The following is a 17,733-nucleotide window of genomic DNA, read 5'->3' as shown; positions in this document are numbered from 1 at the left end:
TTATCGGGCAAGTGAGTTCTCGTAAGGTACGCGGGTTGTAATTGACCGGCCTAAGGTAATTTCATCCACGTACTCTAACTCACCTCCAAAGGCTATGCCACGGGCAATGGTAGAAAGGTTAATGTTAAAATCTTTTAGTTTTTTATGTAAATAGAAGACGGTAGTATCCCCTTCCATTGTTGCACTTAGGGCAAATATCACTTCTTTCACTTCTCCGTCTCTAATTCGTTCAATTAATGAATCCACCTGAAGATCAGTTGGGCCTACACCATCCATGGGCGAAATAAGGCCGCCTAGTACATGGTACACTCCACTGTACTGATTTGTATTCTCTATAGCCATCACATCACGTGTATCTTCCACCACGCAAATGGTTCCTCTATCTCGCCGGTGTGAAGAGCAAACCTCACAAACGGTATAATCAGATATGTTATGGCAAACCCGGCAATGCTGTATTTCATTGCGCAGCTTGGTCATGGAACGGCTAAAACGGTCAACATCTTCTCGGTCTTGATCCAGCAGGTGCAACACCAAACGCAAGGCCGTTTTTTGTCCGATACCTGGTAATTTAGTAAACTCTCCTACTGCATTCTCTAACAACTTCGACGAAAAATTCATACATCAAATATAATAAAAATGGGCTGCATTCTCAGTCAGTACAAGGTCAACAAGCCCCCTACCTAGCTGTTTACTCACCTGTAAAATGCTCACAAATTGTATTACCGTATAGCAGCTTTAATAGTTTTATATTAGCTTGCATAAGTTAAACTTTTACCTCATTTTTTTGCATGGCGCCCGGAACACTGCTCTTATTTATAGCCGGATATTTTCTGGTTCTGATTTTAATTTCTTATTTCACGTCCCGCAACACGTCGGATAATGATACCTTCTTTGTGGCCAATCGTAACTCCAAATGGTATTTGGTAGCTTTTGGTATGATTGGTACTGCCTTAAGCGGCGTTACATTTATATCGGTGCCCGGCAAAGTAGGTGCCCCTACCGGCGATCAGTTTGCATACTTTCAGTTCGTGTTAGGCAATGCCGCAGGCTTTCTGATTATAGCCGGCGTTTTACTGCCGCTATATTACCGCATGCAGCTTACCTCTATTTACAGCTATATCGAAAGCGCATTAGGGCGCTGGAGCTATAAAACCGCGGCTACTATATTTTTAATCAGCCGCACTATCGGATCCTCCTTTCGGCTGTACCTGGTAGTGATTGTATTACAGAAGTTTATTTTTGACAGCTACGGTATCCCGTTCTGGGCTACGGTACTAATTTGCTTGCTGCTGATCTGGTCGTACACGTTTAAAGGCGGACTCAAAACCATCATCATTACTGATAGTTTACAGACGCTGTTCCTGGTATCATCAGTTTTTTTGTCGATCTATTTCATTTGCCGCAGTATGCACTTTAATGTAGCAGAGGCTACCGAGGCAATCAAAAACAGCAGCTATTCCAAAATATTCTTTTTCAACAATTTTGTAAGCAACAAGCTACATTTCAGCAAGCAGTTTATAGGAGGCTTGTTCATTACGGTTGCTATGACTGGGCTGGATCAGGATTTAATGCAGAAAAACCTGAGCTGTAAAAACATCGGCGAAGCACAAAAAAACATGCTCAGCTTTACGGCAGTATTCGTGATTATCAATATATTCTTTTTGAGTGTTGGCGCTTTGTTGTACTTATACGCAGCACAAAAAGGTATTCAGGTTGAAAAAACCGATTACTTGTATCCCACTATTGCTTTAAAGTATTTAGGCCTGCTGCCAGCTATCGTTTTTATGCTGGGCCTCACCGCTGCTACTTTCGCCACTACCGATTCGGCCTTAACCGCTTTAACCACTTCTTTCTGTGTTGATTTTTTAAACTTCAACAAACAGCAAGACATTAACAGCCGTACAATGGTCAGAACCCGGCACTATGTGCACATTTCGTTTTCGGGATTGATGTTTCTGACTATTCTGTTTTTTAATAGCGTAAACAATGATGCCGTAGTAAGTGCAATTTTTACGATGGCCTCCTTTACTTATGGGCCATTGTTAGGTTTGTACGGGTTTGGTTTATTGATGAGTAACCGGCAGGTAAGTGATAAGTTAGTACCCTTTATTTGCATACTATCGCCGGCTATATGCTACTATCTGAAACTAAACTCAGCTGAGCTTTTTAACGGATATGTTTTTGATAATGAGCTTATCTTAATCAATGGTTTTATTACCTTTGCAGGTTTGCTACTTACCTCAAAAGCTAAAAGCCGGGTAGTAGCCTTGTAACTTACTTGATGAAAAATAAGATATGACAGGTGAAGAAAAAATAAGAAAAGCGTTCCAGAACCAAGACTGGCACGAAATAAAAGTAACCGACTCTTGGCAGATTTTCAAAATCATGGCCGAGTTTGTAGATGGCTTCGAGAAACTGGCGAAAATTGGGCCTTGTGTTTCCATCTTCGGTTCGGCACGTACCCATAATGATAACCCTTACTATAAGTTGGCAGAAGATTGCGCCCGCCTGCTTACCGACCGTGGCTATGGCGTAATATCAGGCGGTGGCCCTGGTATTATGGAAGCAGCTAACAAAGGCGCTTACGAAGCCGGTGGTAAATCGGTAGGGTTGAATATTGAGTTACCGTTTGAGCAATTTCATAACAAATACATTGACCGGGATAAACTACTGGAGTTTGATTACTTCTTTATCCGTAAGGTAATGTTCATGAAATACTCGCAAGGCTTTATCATTCTACCAGGCGGTTTCGGCACCATGGATGAATCATTCGAGGCAATTACGCTGATACAAACCGGTAAAATTGCCCGCTTCCCCATTGTATTTGTTGGGGTAGATTACTGGAAAGGTTTATTCGACTGGGTAGAAGAAAAAATGCTAAACACTGAGCATAACGTTAGCCCGGATGATTTAAACTTGTACAGGGTTGTGGATACAGCAGATGAAGCTGTAGAACACATCTTCCGCTTCTACGAAAAGTATGTACTAAAACCAAACTTCTAATTAGCAGAAGTTTACTCCTTTCCTTTAAAAAACATTGTTATACCAGGCCATAGTGAAATAACAACGTTGCTTAGAATTGTCCAGCAGCGTTCAAACAAAACTTTCACTATGGGCTGGCACTGACAATAATATTTCTCTTCTCTTCCCTCCCTTCTTCCAGTCATTTTAAAATCATATAAATTCAATTTGATTAACCCTATCAAACTTTCTGTAGCTTTGTACTGTAATAAAAAATATTACAGATGAACGGCAGATTTCAGATAGCAATACACATCATGACTTTACTAAGCTTAAGTGAAGGGGAATGTCTATCGTCTGATTATATTGCCGGAAGCATCAATATCAATCCGGTACTGGTTAGAAAAGAGCTAAGTAATTTACGCCAGCATGGTTTGGTAACCAGTAAAGAAGGCAACAGTGGCGGCTATAGTATAGCCAAGTCAGCGCAGCTAATCAGTATGGCCGATATCTATCAAACAGTAAAGCAAAACACACTGCTGGGTCAAGCCCGTAATCAGCCTAATCCGAAATGTCCGGTGGGTAAACAGATTAACCAGCACCTAAACAGCTTATATACCGATGTTGATACGGCTGTTTTGCATAAACTAAGCCAGCAAACCTTGGCAGACTTCAATCAGCAATTTCATTAGCATTTTAACATAAACTACAACAAACAAAAATTACAATTAACATGAAAGTAGCAATTATTGGCGCTACCGGCTTTGTCGGTAAAAATGTAATAAACGAAGCATTAAACCGGGATTACACCGTAACAGCTATTGCCCGTCACCCTGAAAAGCTGGAAACAGAACACGCACAACTAACCAAAGTAGCAGGCGATGTTTTTGCTGTTGATGCTTTAGCGCAAATATTAAAAGGACACGATGTGGTTATCAGCACCTTTAACCCAGGGTGGACTGATGCCGATTTGTATAACAACTTTATAAAAGGTTCAGAAGCTATTCAGCAAGCCGCTAAGCAGGCTGGTGTTGAACGCCTGTTGGTAGTAGGTGGAGCCGGAAGTTTGTTTATTAACGGAGAGCAACTGGTAGATTCGCCACAGTTTCCGGCTGATTGGAAAACCGGTGCAACTGCAGCACGCGATTACCTGAACAACTTACGCCAGGAACAAGAATTAAATTGGACGTTTTTAAGCCCTGCTATAGAGCTTTATCCAGGTCAGCGTACCGGTCAGTTCCGTATAGGCACCGAAGAGCCGGTATTTGACGAAGCTGGCAAATGCGCCATTACTGCGGAAGACTTAGCCGTAGCTTTAATTGATGAAGTAGAAAATAAACAGTTTATCAAGCAACGCTTTACAGTAGGCTACTAAAATAAAGAAGGCCATTGCTACTATAACAATGGCCTTCTTTATTTTTATGCTTTTACAAATTTAGCAGCTACCCACTCTTTACTCTTTTTATGGCTGATATAATGCATTTGGTGCTGTGCAGCAGCCTCTTTGATAATCTCCAAATCAGGCGATTCGTAAAAACCACTAAAATAAATTTCGCCCTGAGGTTTTAGCACTTCGCCATAACGTTGCATCTGATCGAGCAGGATATTGCGGTTGATGTTAGCCAGAACTATATCATACTGTTCATCAGGAATTACTTCCTTCGAACCACATATGATATTTACCCCTTCCACCTGGTTGAGTGCTGTATTTTCTTGCGTACTGTTGTAGCACAATATATCATAATCGATAGCGGTTAAATCAGTAGCACCTAGCTTGGCGGCCAGTATGGCTAATATGCCGGTACCACAACCCATATCTAACACCTTTTTCCCTTTAAAATTAGTTTCCAGCATACTCGCCATCATCAAACTGGTAGTTTCATGATGGCCGGTACCAAAAGCCATTTTAGGGTCGATAGTGATTTCGTATGGAAAATCTGGTTTCGATTCATGAAACGTTGCCCTGACCCGTACTTGATCGGCAATTTCAATAGGCTGAAAATTGCTTTCCCATACCTCATTCCAGTTTTTAGCAGGCAGTAAATTTACATCATACGAAAAGGTAATTAAGCTATGGTAAGGTTCCAATGCTTCATCTACAGCTGCTTTACTAAACGCCGGCGATTGTATATAAGCCTTAAACCCAAAATCAGCTTCTTCAAAAGTAGCAAAGCCAATTTCAGCCAGTGCGTTAATCATTAAATCCTGATAATAATCTTCAGGGGTAATGAGAGTAAAAAGCAGTTCGTAGTAATTCATGATGTGTTGCGAGTGATCTGTTGCGGGTTGCCGGATGAAAAGTTGCGAGTAAAAATACGGGCAGTCTATAAGAAGTTGCAACAATCTACAACCTGTTACCAACTGCCCGCAACTTGATTAATTAAATACCTTAACGATATCCAGGAAATCGCGTGATTTCAAAGAAGCACCGCCAATAAGGCCACCATCAATATCAAGTTGTGCAAAAAGCTCAGGCGCATTTTTAGGATTACAGCTGCCACCATACAAAATAGTAGTTTGATCGGCCACTTCCTGATTATAGTTATCAGCAATTTCGTTGCGGATAAAAGCATGAATTTCTTGTGCTTGTTCGGCAGTAGCGGTTTTACCAGTGCCAATGGCCCAAATGGGTTCGTAAGCAATAATCACTTGGCTAAACTGCTCGGTTGATAAACCGAATACGCCTTCTTTCAGCTGTGTTTTAATCACATCAAAATATTGTTCAGCTTCGCGCTCATCTAAAGTCTCGCCGATACAAAAAATTGGTTTTAAACCATTGCTTAATGCCACTTCTGCTTTTACAGAAAGCAATTGATTATCTTCATTAAAATACTGACGACGTTCAGAGTGCCCTAAAATTACGTAAGCTGCACCGGTTGACTTTACCATTTTAGCTGATACTTCACCAGTGTAAGCACCCGATTCTTTCTGATGAGCATTTTGTGCACCAACAGCAACCTTATCAGTGCCTTTAGCCAGTTGTACCAGGCTATGTAAATGAATAAAAGGCGGGCAAACCACTACTTGCTGCTGTCCGGTTATTTCATCTTTTACCATGTTTACGATTTCAGAAAACAGGCTTAAACCTTCGTTATAATCCAGGTTCATTTTCCAGTTCCCGGCAACTATTTTTTTTCTTGTCATATTAAAAATTTCTATAGGGTTGTGTTAAATTGAATATGTCTTGCAGCAGCTGTTTCTCCACATCATCCAGTTGCTTATTACGTCGGGTGTAAACCCGTTCAATGGTTTCGAATACTTTATCCATCCGGTACACCTCGTACCCGTGGGCACCGCCCCAGGCAAAATCAGGCACGTAGTTACGCGGGTAACCAGCACCAAAAACATTGGCGCTTACCCCTACTACCGTACCGGTATTAAACATAGTGTTGATACCGCATTTGGCATGATCGGCCATAACCAGGCCACAAAACTGCAAGCCGGTTTTACGGAAGTGTTGTGTGGTATAATCCCACAGTTTTACTTCTGCATAATTATTTTTCAGGTTGGAGTTATTGGAATCGGCTCCGATGTTGCACCATTCGCCCAATACCGAGTTACCTAAATACCCCTCATGGCCCTTAGAGGAATTTCCCCAAAGCACGGCATTATTGATTTCGCCTCCAACCCTGCATCTCGGACCAATGGTGGTAGCACCATAAATCTTTGCTCCCATCTTGATCTGCGAGTTATTACATAAAGCCAGGCCGCCGCGTACATGAGTGCCTTCCCAAACCTCCGTTTGTTTACCCAAATAGATAGGCCCATTGTTGGTATTAAAAGTAGAACACTCTGCTACAGCATCTTCTTCCGCAAAAAAATGATTACCAATAATGGTATTGGTATTACTGATTACAGCACTGGTGCGGCCTTGTGTTAGCAGTGCAAAATCGCGCCGAAGTTCAGTGTCATTCTTTCTGAAAATATCTTCCGGGTAACGGATGCTGACAACGGCCGCGCTGTAATCAATTTTCCGGTCAAAAGCTTGTTCAGAGTTAAACTCGCGAGCATCATTTTCTGATAACCTTACAGCCAGCAATTGGTTATTATGGTACAGTGCTTCACCGTTCTGCAGCTTATCTATAGCTTCCAGCAAGTGTTCGTCGGGGCAAACCGCACCATTAATAAACAAGTTTTGTGCTTCTACCTGGATCGGGAATTTAGCTTTAAGGTAAGCTGGCGTATGGTATGAAAAACTAGTGTTCAGGTACTTGGCCCACTTTTCGGCTATGGTTAATATACCGATGCGCAGATTGGCTACCGGACGCGTAAAAGTAAGCGGCCGTAAGGTGTAATGTGCGTTATCGTCGAACAGGATAATAGCCATGATGAGCAAAAATAAAAAAAGTCCCGGCGGTTAAGGCCGGGACTTTTAAATATTGTAGTACAGAAATTACTTTTTGTTGTAACGGCTGCGGAATTTATCAATACGTCCTGCAGTGTCAACCAGTTTCATTTTACCGGTATAGAACGGATGCGAGGTGTGAGAAATTTCTAATTTAACCAATGGATACTCATTGCCGTCTTCCCATTGTACGGTTTCACGGGTATCGATGCATGATTTAGTGATAAAAGAGTAATCGTTAGACATATCTTTAAAAACCACTAATCTATAGTTTGATGGATGCAGGTCTTTTTTCATGTATTTACTTTCCTTTCAAAAGAGGCGCAAATATAGTTAATGTTATGATATTATAAAATAGTTGATTACAAATATTTGTATAGTTTTCAACAATGCTCTAAAAAACTAAAAATTGAACCTAAAAGTTTGCAAAATTAGTAAAGATGAATCCACTACTGACAAAACAATGCCACCTCTGCCAATGGTTTGTCAGTGTTACAGGGTGTTACACACTGAAACATGTAACACCTGTAACACTGACAAGATCGCGTCAGTAGGTGTTTATTAGATATTGATTATCATCTGTATTACATGTTTGACTTTATCTACCTCTTCCAGCGGTAAAGGAAAGTTTAAAACCTCATCTTTGCGCCTGCTATAATTAGCATCGAAATTCAACACGAACTTATTGCATGACTCAAAAACGCTACTACTTTTTAATACTGCTGCTGGGTACCCTTTCTACGTTGGGGCCCTTTTCTATCGATATGTATTTGCCGGGCTTCCCGGCTATTGCTAAGTACTTACATACTTCGGTTGCTGAAGTTTCTCTGTCTTTATCCAGCTTTTTTGTCGGCATATCGGCCGGTCAGTTGCTGTACGGTCCTTTGCTTGATCGTTTCGGTCGTAAAAAGCCTTTACTGATTGGCTTGGTACTTTACATTATTGCATCAGTAGGATGTATATCGGCCAAAACCATCGAAATGCTGATTGCTTTACGCTTTTTACAAGCCATTGGCAGTTGTGCAGCAGCGGTGGCTTCGGTAGCTATGGTTCGTGACTTATTCCCGGTTAAGGATAACGCCAAAGTTTTCGCCTTGCTAATGCTGGTAGTGGGCGCCTCTCCCATGATTGCCCCTACTGTGGGCGGCTACGTAACAGCCGCTTTTGGCTGGCAATGGGTGTTCATCATTCTGGCAGTAATTGCCGTACTGATCCTGGTTTCTGTGGTAGTAAGCTTGCCTGATAGCTATCAACCCGATCCTACCTTTTCACTTAAACCCGGCCCCATCCTCAAAAACTTTCAATCGGTTATTATCGAACCTCAGTTCTACACTTATGCTATTGCCGGAGCTATGGCCTTTTCGGGATTATTTGCCTATGTATCGGGGTCACCATTAGTATTTATGGATGTATTTCGGGTAAATGGCAAAGTGTACGGTTGGATATTCGCTTTGCTATCAGTAGGCTTTATTGGTTCTAGCCAGGTAAATAACCTACTGCTGAAAAAATATGACAGTGAGCGCATTTTACCTGTGGCTTTTTTGATGCAGATGATTGTTTCTGCTATATTTTTTGCAGGTGCGAGTTTAGGCTGGTTCGGTTTGTACGGAACTATTGTGATGCTGTTTCTATTTTTAAGTTGCCTGGGCATTATCAACCCAAATGCTTCGGCACTTTCTATTGCGCCGTTTTCAAAAAACGCTGGTACAGCCTCCTCATTAATGGGCGCTATGCAGTTAGGTTTAGGCGCATTAGCTTCGGCAGGTGTAAGCTTGTTTAACACACGTTCGGCTATGCCAATGGCAGCCATTATAGCCGGCACATCCCTTATCGGTGTACTGGCTTTATTTATCGGACGCAAAAATATTAAGGAACACTTCAAACCTGATCCGGCAGAAGAAGCCATTATGGTACATTGATTCTGTCTCTATGAAAAACAGCTACTCACCAGTAACTACCCACCATTCACCATAATATTTATACCCTTTCTAAATATAACAAAAGCATGACTGTTGATAGCTAAATATGGCGGCATATAGCTAACTTTAAGCTAAAACTTTACTTACCTTTGTGATGTTAATTTGATGAGTATGAATCTTCCGATATATTTAGATAACAACGCCACCACACCTATGGACCCACGGGTGCTGGAAGCTATGCTGCCATATTTTACCCAAAAGTTTGGTAATGCAGCCAGCCGTAATCACCATTTTGGCTGGGTAGCCGAAGAGGGCGTAGATTATGCACGCGAGCAGGTAGCTAAACTGATTGGCGCCAGCGAAAAGGAAATTATTTTCACCTCGGGCGCTACCGAGTCAGACAACCTGGCTATCAAAGGCGTATTCGAGATGTACAAAGATAAAGGTAACCACATTATTACTGCGGTTACTGAACATAAAGCTGTTTTAGATGCGTGCAAACACGTTGAAAAATTAGGCGGTAAAGTAACTTACCTGCAGGTACAAAAAGATGGGTTAGTTGACCTGGAAGCTTTAGAAGCAGCCATGACTCCTGAAACCATTTTGGTTTCAATCATGTACGGCAATAACGAGATTGGTGTTGTTCAGCCGGTAAGAGAAATTGCTGACATTGCCCACAAACACGGTGCCCTGTTCATGACCGATGCTACACAAGCAGTAGGTAAAATTCCGGTTGATGTCAATAAAGACGGTATTGATTTACTGGCTTTATCAGCTCATAAAATGTATGGACCTAAAGGTGTAGGCGCTTTATACGTTCGTCGTAAAGGACCAAGAGTGAAAGTTACCGCTCAAATGGACGGCGGCGGCCACGAGCGCGGTATGCGTTCAGGTACCTTAAATGTTCCGGGTATTGTAGGTTTAGGTAAAGCTTGCGAACTGGCATACAACGAAATGGAGAGCGAAGCTGCACGTTTATCAGCCCTGCGAGATAAATTGCAAGCTTCTTTAACAGAGCTGGAAGAAAGCTATGTAAACGGAAACGTTGCACACCGTTTACCACACGTAGCAAATGTTTCTTTCAAGTATGTAGAAGGCGAAGGCTTAATGATGGCGATGAAAGATTTAGCGGTATCATCAGGTTCAGCTTGTACTTCAGCTTCATTAGAACCATCTTATGTATTAAAGAGCTTAGGTTTATCAGACGATTTAGCACACTCTTCTATCCGTTTTGGTTTAGGCCGTTTCACTACCGAAGAAGAAGTAGATTATGCTATCGAGGTAACTAAAAAAGCAGTTACTCACCTTCGCGAACTTTCACCATTGTGGGAAATGTTTAAAGAAGGCATCGACCTGAACTCTATTGAGTGGGCAGAACATTAATTTTAGTTTCAGATTTCGGATGTATAGTTCGAGTTTGGAATGTAAATTGAGATATAATTTTTAACTGATGTTGTAAACTATCAAACAAAGTAATTTACAACATCAGACAACATTAAACTTAAATTTTAAAGCTATGGCTTATTCAGATAAAGTAATTGACCATTACACTAACCCTCGTAACGTGGGTACTTTAGATAAAAGCAGTACCCAGGTAGGTACTGGCTTAGTAGGTGCTCCTGAATGTGGCGACGTAATGCGTTTGCAAATTCAGGTAGATGAAAACAATGTAATTACCGATGCTAAATTCAAAACCTTTGGTTGCGGTTCGGCTATCGCTTCTTCATCATTAGCTACCGAATGGCTAAAAGGTAAAAGCATTGACGAGGCTATTACTATCGACAATATGGACATTGTAGAAGAGTTGGCTTTACCTCCGGTAAAAATCCACTGCTCTGTATTAGCTGAAGATGCCATCAAAGCTGCCATTAACGATTACCGCGTTAAAAACGGCTTAGCCCCTATCGAGCTGGAAAAATCACACCATTAATTATGGTTACGAGTTTCGGGATGTCGGTTGCGAGTTTTAATACGCAACTTTATTTAGTTTAATATTTTACCCGTAACTCGCAACTTCTTAACACGCAATTACTATGGTTACTGTAACAGATAAAGCGAAAGATAAAATTGAACACCTGATGCAGGATGCAGAGCTGGATAGCTCGTATTTTTTACGGGTATCAGTTCAGGGCGGCGGCTGTTCAGGCTTATCCTACAATATGGATTTTGATAATGAATCCCGTAAAGGCGATCAGTTTTTTGAGGATAAAGGCGTCCGTATAGCACTGGATATGAAGTCATTTTTATATTTGGCCGGTACAGAGCTTGACTTTTCAGATGGTCTGAATGGTAAAGGTTTTAACTTCCATAATCCTAATGCCAGCCGTACTTGCGGATGTGGCGAAAGCTTTTCGGTATAAATTTATATTACACTCCGATATTAAAAGGGCATCCATAGATGCCCTTTTTTGTTTTTGTTACTAAATACTCTAAGTTTGTTAATTATAAGCCAAAAATTTAAACTTTGATGAACCCGGTTAAAAGACCAACCACTGTTCCGCAGTTGATACGGAATGTAGTAGCAAATATTCATCCCGACACCCATCCATTCTTAACGCACAAAGTAAACGATAGCTGGATTGATATATCTTATCGTGAAGCCTTGGAAAAGATTGATGCCATTTCGGCTTGGTTTTTAGAGATGGGCATTCAAAAAGGTGACCGCTTAGGATTAGTAATAGAAAACGGTCCTGAGTATATTTACTACGATCAGGCCCTGCAACAAATTGGTGCTATTAACGCTTCCATATACCCTACCCTTACCGAAGCCGAAACTGAATACATCATTAATGATTCGGGTATGAAAGCGTTGCTGATTGGCAACCCATTTTTGTTGCGTAAGGTATTGAAAGTAGCTAACAACTGCCCATCGCTGCTGCGCATTATCCCAGTTTTTGATGATTACGAAAAATATACAGAAAAGGTAAGCCTGAATGCCGGCGTAATCAGCTTTAATGAAATGCTGGAAGAAGGCCGCGCTATAGTAAGCCAATACCATCAAGCAATTGATATTGCACGTGAGGCCATTTTACCGTCTGATCTTTCTTGTCTGATTTATACTTCAGGCACCACAGGTACGCCCAAGGGAGTTATGCTGATGCACAGCAACTTTGTGGAAACGGTGTGGTCGGGTTTGTTCCAGATTTCAAATGTGGATAAAGATGATACCTTCCTATCATTCCTGCCCTTATCGCATGTGTTTGAACGGGCAGCTACCTACTATATGTGTTTGGGTGCAGGCAGCCGTATTGCTTTTGCGCAAAGCCTAGAGCTACTGGCCAAAAATATGGTAGAGGTACAGCCTACCATCATGAACTGCGTACCTCGTTTGCTGGAGCGTATTCACGATCGTGCCATGAAAAACGGCAGCACTGCCGGAGGTATCAAAACTAAAATATTCAACTGGTCGTTTGATGTGGGCCGTAAGTACCGCGAAGCATTGGAAAGCGGTAAGAAGCCAAACTTCCTGTTACGTAAGCAACGGGAGTATGCTGAAAAATTGGTATTCAGCAAGATTAAAGAAAAAACCGGTGGCCACTTAAAGTTCCTGATTTCGGGCGGTGGTGCATTGCCTAAAAATGTAGGCGAGTTTTTCGGCAACATTGGTATTCCGGTACTGGAAGGTTATGGTTTAACAGAAACCACGGGTCCGGTATGTGTAACTGAATTTGACCGCCAGGTGTATGGTACCGCAGGACGTATTTTACCGGGTACTGAAATGGCAATTCAGAATATTGAAACCGGCAAAATCTACACCATTCAAACACATGATTCATTAGACCCGAACTTGATATCTGAAGAAGGTGAAATCATCATGAAAGGTGTTGCGGTGATGAAGGGATACTGGAACAAGCCGGAAGAAACCAAAGCTGCTATTGACCCGGAAGGCTGGTTTCACAGTGGTGATATTGGCCGTTTTTACAAAGGCTATCTGCAAATTACTGACCGTTTAAAAAACATGCTGGTAAATGCTTATGGTAAAAACATCTATCCTACACCAGTAGAAAACGCTTACCTGAAAAGCCCTAAAATTGAACAGATATTTTTGATTGGCGACCGTCGTGAATACGTAACTGCTATTATCGTTCCGCCTAAAGAATCATTACAGGAAACCTTTGGTTTCGATGAAGCTTGGTTTGAACAACCCGATGCCTTTGTGCATGATAAACAGGTAACGGATTGGTTGAACCAGGATATTCGTAAACTAAGTAACGGTCTGGCTAAGTTTGAACGTATTAAAAATTTCAAAGTGAAACGCAATTCTTTCAGTATGGAAGAAGGCGAAATGACCGTAACCTTAAAAGCCAAACGTAAAGTGATTGAAAAAAAATACGCGCAAGTAATTGATGAGATGTATATGCAAGAAGTGGATGCGGATTAGCTAGAATAAACAATATAAAACACGTCATTACGAGCGATAGCGTGGTAATCTCTGCGAAAACATAGTATTGTACTGAAACCTTCTCAGAGATTGCTTCGTTCCACGTAATGACGTGTTTTTGTTTTTATAGCTCACCAACCATGCTCAGTTCCGACGACATCAAATTTTATCTCAGCATCTTCCAAGGCCTTAGTTTGTCGGATTTAACAGAACTGTTTAACCTAGCACATACACGCCATATTCCGGCAGGAGGAATTTATATTGATGAAGGCTCAACTGCTAAAAAGTTAGGGTTGATACGCCAAGGATTAATACGGGCTTACTGCATCAAACCTAATGGCGATGATATTACCTTGCTTATACGCTGGGAAAACCAGTTTGTAGCATCACATGATAACATCATTCTGAACCAGCCTTCCCGTTTTATTTACCAGGCACTGGAAGATACTGTTTTGATGGAACTGGATTATACCCGAATGGAAAGCATTCTGGATCATAACCCCAAATTATCTTCGCACCGCAACTTCTTTTTACTACGCATGTTAGCCGAATCGTTGGAAAGAACAGAAGCATTTGTGCTGCTCACGTCCGAAGAAAGGTACCTGCAACTTATTCAAGAAAAACCGGATATTTATAACCGTGTACCTAACAAATACCTGGCTACCCTGCTGGGCATTACACCGGTATCTTTAAGCCGTATTCGCAAAAGAATCACGCATCAGCCTAAGCATTAATTAACCTTTGTTAATTTTTCAACGTATTAAGCATGCTTAACTTTGCATAAGTAATCAAAGAGAAGTTATGCAACAGATGCTTAGAATATTAATTGAACTTTTCACTATGTCGGCTATCCGGTATTTTGTGATTGCCGGACTACCATTTATCGCTTTCTATAAAGTACTCACCACTTGGTTTGCCAAATCAAAAATCCAGAAACGAGATGCAGATATTAAAGATTTCAAGCGTGAAATTTTCCATTCGGTACAAACCTCAGCAATATTAGGTATTATAGGCTTTATTGTTTTATTCAGCCCTTTAAAAAACCATACGCTTGTTTACACCGATATAAACGCCTACCCGCTATGGTGGATTGGAGTTAGCCTAGGCTTAAGCCTTGTTGTGCATGATACCTATTTCTACTGGATGCACCGTATAATGCACCACAAAAAGCTATTTAAATTAACGCACCTGGTGCATCACCAATCTACCAACCCTTCGCCTTGGGCATCGTATTCTTTCCAGTTTATCGAGGCTTGGGTAGAAGGTGCTGTGCTGTTTGTTATTGCCTTTTTATTTCCTATACATCCTTTAACCATACTGTTGTTTACAGTACTGGGTTTTGTAATTAATGTTTACGGGCATTTAGGTTATGAAGTAATGCCACGTTGGTTAAGACATTCTTTTTTGTTTGAAATCATAAACACGTCGGTATATCATAACCTACACCATAGTAAATTTAAAGGCAATTACGGCCTGTATTTTCGTGTTTGGGACCGCCTATTAGGTACCGAACACCCCGACTATGTAAAAGAATATGACCGCATACAGGAAAATCGCTTTGGCGCTGAACTCAGTAAACAAGCTTTAAATAAATAATTTTCTTACCTGAATTTATAAGTTAAAGGGTACATTGAACAATCTTGATCAATGTACCCTTTTTTATGAAAACAGAAAAAGAAAAGATGTTAGCTGGCGAGCCTTACCTAGCTAACGACCCTATACTGGTAGCTGAACGCAAAGCTGCTAAAACTTTGCTGCATCGTTTAAATGTTACCGAATACGTGTTTAACGACAATGCCAAAATCATCTTACGCGAACTACTCCCCAATGCACCAGAGGATTTATACATAGAGCCGCCCTTTCATTGCGATTATGGTTATAACATGTATTGCGGCACCAACGTCTATTTCAATGTGAATTGCGTGGTGTTGGATGTAATGAAAGTGACCATCGGCAATAATGTGTTCTTTGGCCCGGGCGTACAAGTTTATACAGCCACTCATCCGTTGGATGCACTGGAACGCCGTTCAACCGAGTTTGCTAAGCCAATTACCATAGGTAATGATTGCTGGATTGGTGGTGGAACTGTTATTTGTCCGGGAGTAACTATTGGTGACGCTTGTGTGATTGGCGCTGGCTCGGTAGTTACCAAAGATATTCCCGATCACTCTCTAGCTGTAGGCAACCCAGCGAAAGTAATCCGAAAAATATAATTCAAACAGCTAAGCTCATTCTTTTGCCTAATACATATTGTTGGTTGCGTAAACCATTAGTATAAACTATATTATTACTTTTGCCTTTTTAAAGCAAAGTTTATAATTTATGAGTATTGCAGCCTTATCGGAACAGGAAATTATACGCCGGGAGTCGTTACAGCAACTACGCGGATTGGGCATTAACCCCTATCCAGCCGAAGCTTACCCGGTAAATGCCTGGGCGCAGGATATCGTTAATCATTTTAATACTGAACCTGATAAATATAAAAACGTAACCCTGGCAGGCCGCATCATGTCTCGCCGTATTATGGGCAACGCCTCTTTCGCCGAGTTGCAGGATTCAACCGGCCGGATACAAGTTTATATCAAGCGCGATGAAATTTGCCCCGGTGAGGATAAAACGCTGTACAATACCGTATTTAAAAAGCTGCTGGACATTGGCGATTATGTAGGCGTTAAAGGCTACGTATTTTTAACTCAAACCGGTGAAATTTCTATTCACGTACATGAGCTTACCATTTTATCTAAATCATTGAAGCCGCTTCCGGTGGTTAAGCGTGATGATAACGGTAATGTATACGACGGACTAACTGATCCGGAAACTCGTTACCGTCAGCGTTATGTGGACTTAACCGTTAATCCTGAATACAAGCAGATTTTTGTTAACCGGTCTAAAGTCATCAACACTATGCGCAACTACTTCAACGGCCAGGGCTGGATGGAAGTAGAAACGCCTATTTTACAAGCGGTACATGGTGGTGCAGCGGCTCGTCCGTTCAATACGCACCACAACACATTGGATATGCCACTTTATTTGCGCATAGCTAATGAATTGTATCTAAAACGATTGATTGTAGCCGGCTTTGATGGTGTTTATGAGTTTGGCAAAATGTTCCGCAACGAGGGCATGGACCGCACCCATAACCCTGAATTTACGGCCATGGAAATTTATGTAGCTTATAAAGACTATATCTGGATGATGGCCATGGTGGAAGAATGTTTGGAGCAAGTAGCCATAGCTGTACATGGTTCACCATCGGTGAAAGTAGGCGAACAGGAAATCAACTTTGCCGGTCCTTATGAAAAGCTGTCGATGTATGACTCTATTTTGAAATACACCGGCATTAATGTATCGCAAATGGATGAAGCACAACTACGCCAAACCTGCCGCGATTTAGCTATTGAGGTAGATAGTACCATGGGCAAAGGCAAGCTGATTGACGAAATTTTCAGTGCTAAAGTTGAAGCTAATCTGGTACAGCCAACCTACATTACCGACTACCCTATTGAGATGACGCCACTGGCTAAAAAGCACCGTACAGAAGACGGCTTGGTGGAGCGTTTCGAATTATTTGTGAACGGCAAAGAGATAGCCAATGCATACAGCGAACTGAACGACCCATTAGACCAGCGCGAACGCTTTGAAGAGCAGCTATTACTAGCTGGCCGTGGTGATGAGGAAGCTATGGCGATGGATGAAGACTTTTTACGTGCACTGGAATATGGTATGCCGCCAACATCAGGCTTGGGTATTGGTATTGACCGTTTGGTAATGCTAATGACTAATCAAAGCACTATTCAGGAAGTATTGTTCTTCCCGCAAATGCGTCCGGAAAAGAAAGCTAAAGTAGTGACCATTGATGATTTTGTGAACATCGGCGTTCCGGCTGAGTGGGTTCCGGTTATCAATAAAATGGGCTTTAACACAGTTGAAGAATTGAAAGCAGCCAATCCTAACAAAGTATTTAATGATTTAGGTGGTATGCGCAAAAAGCTTAAACTGGAGTTAGCTATACCTTCAAAAGAGAGTGTGATGGCTTGGTTCGCTTAATTAAAGCAAACCACCATACTATATAATCTGCCCATTGTGGCCGTGTATATTCTTGATCGATTTCTGTTTGCTGTTGGGTA

The 17,733-nt window shown here is 41.5% G+C and carries 18 protein-coding genes; 13 read left to right on the top strand and 5 right to left on the bottom strand.

What is annotated here, in order from left to right:
* Nucleotides 1–618, bottom strand: a complete 618-nt coding sequence (gene recR, locus HH214_RS17950) for a recombination mediator RecR (RefSeq protein WP_169609964.1) — start codon at nt 616–618, stop codon at nt 1–3.
* Between the two features lie 170 nt (nt 619–788).
* Between recR and HH214_RS17945 the strand changes: the two genes are divergently transcribed.
* The 4 genes from HH214_RS17945 (at nt 789) to HH214_RS17930 (ending at nt 4,336) form a co-directional block, all read left to right on the top strand.
* Nucleotides 789–2,273 (top strand): sodium:solute symporter, encoded by a 1,485-nt coding sequence (locus HH214_RS17945; RefSeq protein WP_169609961.1) that lies wholly within the window; start codon nt 789–791, stop codon nt 2,271–2,273.
* A gap of 22 nt (nt 2,274–2,295) precedes the next feature.
* Entirely contained in the window at nt 2,296–3,003 is a 708-nt protein-coding gene (locus HH214_RS17940; protein ID WP_169609959.1) for an LOG family protein, read from the top strand.
* Nucleotides 3,004–3,245: 242 nt separating this feature from the next.
* A complete protein-coding gene (locus HH214_RS17935) occupies nt 3,246–3,653 on the top strand; it encodes an Rrf2 family transcriptional regulator (protein ID WP_169609957.1) in 408 nt (135 codons plus the stop codon).
* Nucleotides 3,654–3,694: 41 nt separating this feature from the next.
* Nucleotides 3,695–4,336, top strand: coding sequence for an NAD(P)-dependent oxidoreductase (locus HH214_RS17930; protein WP_169609955.1), 642 nt, complete (start codon nt 3,695–3,697; stop codon nt 4,334–4,336).
* A gap of 44 nt (nt 4,337–4,380) precedes the next feature.
* On the opposite strand, the gene prmA is transcribed toward HH214_RS17930, so the two are convergent.
* From prmA to HH214_RS17910, 4 genes are all read right to left on the bottom strand, one after another.
* Nucleotides 4,381–5,220 (bottom strand): 50S ribosomal protein L11 methyltransferase, encoded by an 840-nt coding sequence (gene prmA, locus HH214_RS17925; protein WP_169609953.1) that lies wholly within the window; start codon nt 5,218–5,220, stop codon nt 4,381–4,383.
* Nucleotides 5,221–5,337: 117 nt separating this feature from the next.
* Nucleotides 5,338–6,105 carry a triose-phosphate isomerase gene (tpiA, locus tag HH214_RS17920; protein WP_169609951.1) on the bottom strand — a complete coding sequence of 256 codons (768 nt, stop codon included), beginning with the start codon at nt 6,103–6,105 and terminating at the stop codon, nt 5,338–5,340.
* Nucleotide 6,106: 1 nt separating this feature from the next.
* Nucleotides 6,107–7,288 (bottom strand): GlmU family protein, encoded by a 1,182-nt coding sequence (locus HH214_RS17915; RefSeq protein ID WP_169609949.1) that lies wholly within the window; start codon nt 7,286–7,288, stop codon nt 6,107–6,109.
* A gap of 66 nt (nt 7,289–7,354) precedes the next feature.
* Nucleotides 7,355–7,603, bottom strand: a complete 249-nt coding sequence (locus HH214_RS17910; protein ID WP_169609947.1) for a type B 50S ribosomal protein L31 — start codon at nt 7,601–7,603, stop codon at nt 7,355–7,357.
* A gap of 392 nt (nt 7,604–7,995) precedes the next feature.
* On the opposite strand from HH214_RS17910, the gene HH214_RS17905 reads away from it, so the two are divergent.
* The 9 genes from HH214_RS17905 (at nt 7,996) to lysS (ending at nt 17,653) form a co-directional block, all read left to right on the top strand.
* Nucleotides 7,996–9,225 (top strand): multidrug effflux MFS transporter, encoded by a 1,230-nt coding sequence (locus tag HH214_RS17905; protein ID WP_169609945.1) that lies wholly within the window; start codon nt 7,996–7,998, stop codon nt 9,223–9,225.
* A 171-nt stretch (nt 9,226–9,396) separates the two neighbouring features.
* Complete coding sequence (locus tag HH214_RS17900) at nt 9,397–10,608, top strand: IscS subfamily cysteine desulfurase (protein ID WP_169609943.1); 1,212 nt, start codon at nt 9,397–9,399, stop codon at nt 10,606–10,608.
* Nucleotides 10,609–10,741: 133 nt separating this feature from the next.
* Nucleotides 10,742–11,155: a Fe-S cluster assembly scaffold IscU gene (gene iscU, locus HH214_RS17895; RefSeq protein ID WP_169609941.1), complete on the top strand. Its 414-nt coding sequence runs from the start codon at nt 10,742–10,744 to the stop codon at nt 11,153–11,155.
* 103 nt (nt 11,156–11,258) lie between these two features.
* Nucleotides 11,259–11,585 (top strand): HesB/IscA family protein, encoded by a 327-nt coding sequence (locus HH214_RS17890; RefSeq protein WP_169609940.1) that lies wholly within the window; start codon nt 11,259–11,261, stop codon nt 11,583–11,585.
* 107 nt (nt 11,586–11,692) lie between these two features.
* Nucleotides 11,693–13,606: an AMP-dependent synthetase/ligase gene (locus HH214_RS17885; protein ID WP_169609938.1), complete on the top strand. Its 1,914-nt coding sequence runs from the start codon at nt 11,693–11,695 to the stop codon at nt 13,604–13,606.
* A gap of 140 nt (nt 13,607–13,746) precedes the next feature.
* Nucleotides 13,747–14,340, top strand: a complete 594-nt coding sequence (locus HH214_RS17880) for a Crp/Fnr family transcriptional regulator (protein ID WP_169609936.1) — start codon at nt 13,747–13,749, stop codon at nt 14,338–14,340.
* 76 nt (nt 14,341–14,416) lie between these two features.
* A complete protein-coding gene (locus tag HH214_RS17875) occupies nt 14,417–15,202 on the top strand; it encodes a sterol desaturase family protein (RefSeq protein WP_248282135.1) in 786 nt (261 codons plus the stop codon).
* A gap of 65 nt (nt 15,203–15,267) precedes the next feature.
* Nucleotides 15,268–15,819: a sugar O-acetyltransferase gene (locus HH214_RS17870; RefSeq protein WP_169609932.1), complete on the top strand. Its 552-nt coding sequence runs from the start codon at nt 15,268–15,270 to the stop codon at nt 15,817–15,819.
* A 109-nt stretch (nt 15,820–15,928) separates the two neighbouring features.
* Nucleotides 15,929–17,653, top strand: coding sequence for a lysine--tRNA ligase (gene lysS, locus HH214_RS17865; RefSeq protein WP_211166246.1), 1,725 nt, complete (start codon nt 15,929–15,931; stop codon nt 17,651–17,653).
* The last annotated feature ends 80 nt before the right edge of the window (nt 17,654–17,733 follow it).

It is taken from the genome of Mucilaginibacter robiniae, from assembly GCF_012849215.1.
Lineage (GTDB): Bacteria > Bacteroidota > Bacteroidia > Sphingobacteriales > Sphingobacteriaceae > Mucilaginibacter > Mucilaginibacter robiniae.
This window is presented reverse-complemented; position numbering and strand designations above follow the sequence as displayed.